Origin of the sequence: Clostridium sp. (assembly GCF_016650035.1) — a bacterium.
Classification (GTDB): domain Bacteria; phylum Bacillota; class Clostridia; order Clostridiales; family Clostridiaceae; genus Clostridium_AD.
Genome location: NZ_JAENWM010000160.1, coordinates 1 through 4,010, shown reverse-complemented (window position 1 = coordinate 4,010; position 4,010 = coordinate 1). Strand labels below are relative to the sequence as shown.

The following is a 4,010-nucleotide window of genomic DNA, read 5'->3' as shown; positions in this document are numbered from 1 at the left end:
GCAATTATATGTCACCTGATGAGTTTGAAATAGCCTATAAAAAAGCAAATAAACTTAATGTATCAATCGCAAGTTAAATTTAAGGGGATTACTAATAACTTTCTCATTTTAATTTGTACTTTTTATTGACATAGGACCATAGCATTTTTAATTTATTGTGGTCAAATAATATAAGTATAAATTTTTTATTTTTTCAATTTGTGATTTGAATCATATTTATAAAATCAAAATTATTATAGAATGGGGTCATAGTAAAGCAAGAACACATTAAATACAGGAGGAATAGATTATGAATGAAAACATTATGCTAAGTGAGAATATATATTGGGTTGGTAAGGTTGATGATAGAGAGGTACCTTTTCATAGATTAACATTAACAAAAGGGACAACTTATAATAGTTATTTATTAATGACTGAAAAACCAACAATTATAGATACTGTTGATATGAGTTTCGGACGAGAGTATGTAGAAAATTTAAAAAAGAAAATAGATCTTGAAAAAATCAAATACATTATAATTAATCATACTGAGCCTGATCATTCTGGTTCACTTGGAAGTTTGGCAGCTAATGCTAAAAATGCAGTAATTGTGTGCACAAATTTGGCTGTAGATCAGCTTAAGGAAATGTACAAACTTAATAATAGAGAATTTCTAGTAGTAGGTGATGGGGATACGCTAGATATAGGAGGTAAAACCCTCAAATTCATTGAAACACCTTACCTTCATACAGCGGAGACCATGATAACTTATTGCATAGAGGATAAAATTTTATTTCCTTGTGATATTTTTAGTACTCACGTTGCCAACTATGAGTATTTTAATGATATGGCAAAAGAGGACATAAATGATGATTATATTGGATATTATAAATTGATAATGCACCCTCATAGAAGATATGTTCAAATTATGATCGAAAAAATTAGAAATCTAGATATAAAGATGATAGCACCATCGCATGGATATATCCTTAGAGATAATGTTCAAAGCTTTATAGATATTTATGATAATATGAGTAAAAATACAGAAACAAATAAAAAAACATTGATTCTATATTCCACTATGACAGGTAGAACAAAAAAAATTGCTGCGTTTATTAAAGGGAAATTTGAAGAGTTAGATATAGTTTCAGAGACCATAGATGTAAATAAAGTGGCTAAAGAAGAAGTAATGAAAGCTATTAATGAAGCTGATGCTATTTTCTTTGGTAGCTCCACAAGGTATGCTGATATGATTGGAAACATGGAAGATATATTAAAAGAAATAAATGAGCTAAACCTAGAAAATAAAATAGGGGCTGCTTTTGGTTCTTATGGTTGGAGTGGAGAAGCTATAGAGGTAGTTCAAGATTATTTGAAACAAAGTAGTATTAAAGTCTTGAGTACTTCTGATGTAATTAAATCTACTGGAATGATTGATATAGAATTCCCACTAAGAATTAAATTCTCACCAAACGACGACAACCTAAGGAGCATTGAAAGAGCAGTTAATTATACTGCTGATTTATTACTTAGTACAGTTTAAAAATAAGAGGAGGAATTAATTATAGAAAAAATTATAAATAAAAACCAAAGTCTCGGCGAAGTAGTTTCAATTTTCCCAGGTGCTGCAGAGATATTTAACAGATATAAAATAGATTATTGCTGCGGTGGACATGATACGCTTGCAGGAGCCTTGGACGAGATAGAAATAGATCATGATAAAATTATTGAAGAACTTAATAACGAATACGAGAAGTTTATAAAATCAAACTCAGAATATAAAGACTGGAGAAAAGAAAAACCTTCAGTAATTATAAAACACGTAGTACAAACTCATCATGAATTTACAAAGAAACAACTTAGAGAAATAGATACGCTATTATTTAAAGTACTCAAGGTACATTTTCAGCATCATAGTGAAGAGCTGTTAAAGGTGCACAAACTTTTCGGAACCTTGAAAACAGAACTTGAGGAGCACCTAGTTAAAGAAGAAGAAATTTTATTCCCTCTTATAGAGAAATATGAAATAACAAGAGACAATAATATATTATCCCAAATAAATGAGTTAACAAAGGGAACAGAGGAGGAACATGAAGCTGCTGGAAATATACTTAAAGAATTAGAAAAGATAACAAGAGATTTTGAGGCACCAGAAGATGCCTGCACATCTTTCAAACTGGCCTATACGAAACTTCATGATTTAGAAAAGGATCTATTTATTCATATTTATCTAGAAAACAGTGTACTATTCCCTATGATTCAAGAGAAAAAGGGTTGTCCTATCAAATAATCACCAAAAAACTTTCTTACTGTTATTTTAGAATTTTGGTAAACTATCACAACTAGATTTAATTAGATGCATGTTAATTTGCCTCATTAAATCTAGTTGTAATAGCAACACGCAATTACAATTTATGATTTAAACCTGAAAATTTATGTTTATCTATCAATATAATTTCTTCTTCCGTAATAATTCCGTCTATGGTTACATCCAGTTCATTCATTGGAACCTCATTTAATACTTGAAACTGATAGGCCAACGCAATTTTATCGACCCTTCTATTCATCTTATTTAAGAATATATCATAAAACCCTGCACCATAGCCCACTCTACCTCCATGTCTGTCGAAAGCTACTCCAGGCATAATTATTAGGTCTATATTTTTACTATCAACTTCAGGACACCTTTCCAATGGTTCTAATATGCCATAATACCCTGGTCTTAATTCTGTTAAACTATTAATTTTAAAGATCTCAATTCCTGTTGCCTTCGACTGAATTCTAGGTACACATATTATCTTACCATCACTTATGGCACGATTGATTATTTGATGAGTATCAACTTCATCTTCAAAACTCACAAAAATAAAAATAACAGTGGACTTTTTATAAAATTCACTATTTACTAGCTTAGTAAATATACTCTTATTCCATTTCATACTTGTTTCAGAATCACAAAGCTGTCTTTTGTTCAAAATGCATTTCCTAATATTCACCTTAGATAGTAAATCCATATTATCAAGTTCCTTTCTCTTATATACTAAATTTTATGCTATTACCTATACATAAATATACCTGTAGTTGCTTTGGAGTTCTGTAATCTGAATTACATTTAACACATTTTATATTTGGTTTTCTTAATACCATTATAACCTGAAAATAGTGTAATAATGCTCCGCACTTACATGTTAAGTGCTATCCATGAAATTACTGCACTCTCATTTTATAAGGTGGGACTGCACCTTAATTGCGGTTGAAATAATTATTATAGCATAACATTTTTACAATAATCATATTTTAAATAAAATCAAAACATATATGGATATTCTAATTAATATCTTGTATAATTGTACCAAGAACGTGTAGAATAGAACATAGAAGGTTCAAAAATTAGGAGGTACTATGTTTAATTTGAAAAAGTGGAGAAAAAAATATAGGAGTTAATGTCAATTTATAAATTCGATATACCTATATTTTACCAAATGAAAAACATACAAGTAATAAAAGATAATCTCTTTAAGCACAAGAAAAACGCAAACAATTTAATTTGCGTTTTTCTTGTGGAAGGGATATTTGTATTTTGGATTAATGCGTTTATACTATAAAAGCAGGTAGAGATGGTACTACTCTATGTCCTCAGTAATATATATTGTTAAGTTAGGAAAATTTTAAAGGTTTGCTAGTGAAGCTACTGCGTCGCTTGGTTCAAGTCGTTTTGAATAATCAATGTTAAAATCTGCAAGAATAACTATACCATTTGTATCAACTACAAAAGTTGCAGGAAGTGGAAGTTCTCCATTTTCGTTACCTTGAGCTGTAGCTAAATCGACTCCAAAACTTTTATAAAGGGCAAGTAGGTCTTTATCAAGTTTAAATACTATTCCAAGTTCTCTCGCAATAGAATTATCAGTATCGGTAAGGATTTCAAATTCAAGATTATGCTTATCTATTAAAGTAAGCGAAGTGTCAGGAAGTTCTGGTGAAATAGCTACTAGATTAGCGCCTTGAGCTTTTATTTCTGGTAATATTTC

The 4,010-nt window shown here is 30.0% G+C and carries 4 protein-coding genes; 2 read left to right on the top strand and 2 right to left on the bottom strand.

The window, feature by feature from the left end; translation table 11 throughout:
• Nucleotides 1-289: 289 nt before the first annotated feature.
• Nucleotides 290-1,522 (top strand): FprA family A-type flavoprotein, encoded by a 1,233-nt coding sequence (locus tag JJD95_RS19890; protein ID WP_291645219.1) that lies wholly within the window; start codon nucleotides 290-292, stop codon nucleotides 1,520-1,522.
• Nucleotides 1,523-1,543: 21 nt separating this feature from the next.
• A complete protein-coding gene (gene ric / locus JJD95_RS19885; protein ID WP_291645221.1) occupies nucleotides 1,544-2,269 on the top strand; it encodes an iron-sulfur cluster repair di-iron protein in 726 nt (241 codons plus the stop codon).
• A 115-nt stretch (nucleotides 2,270-2,384) separates the two neighbouring features.
• Here ric and JJD95_RS19880 read toward each other — a convergent pair whose 3' ends face one another.
• Both JJD95_RS19880 and JJD95_RS19875 read right to left on the bottom strand, forming a co-directional pair.
• Complete coding sequence (locus JJD95_RS19880) at nucleotides 2,385-2,993, bottom strand: 5-formyltetrahydrofolate cyclo-ligase (RefSeq protein WP_291645217.1); 609 nt, start codon at nucleotides 2,991-2,993, stop codon at nucleotides 2,385-2,387.
• A 654-nt stretch (nucleotides 2,994-3,647) separates the two neighbouring features.
• Nucleotides 3,648-4,010 (bottom strand): redoxin domain-containing protein (locus tag JJD95_RS19875; protein ID WP_291645215.1); only part of this gene is annotated, 363 nt, incomplete at its 5' end.

Coding starts and splice junctions, on each gene's coding strand:
- JJD95_RS19890 (WP_291645219.1), top strand. CDS start 290: ATGAATGAAAACATTATGCTAAGTGAGAATATATATTGGGTTGGTAAG.
- JJD95_RS19880 (WP_291645217.1), bottom strand. CDS start 2,993: ATGGATTTACTATCTAAGGTGAATATTAGGAAATGCATTTTGAACAAA.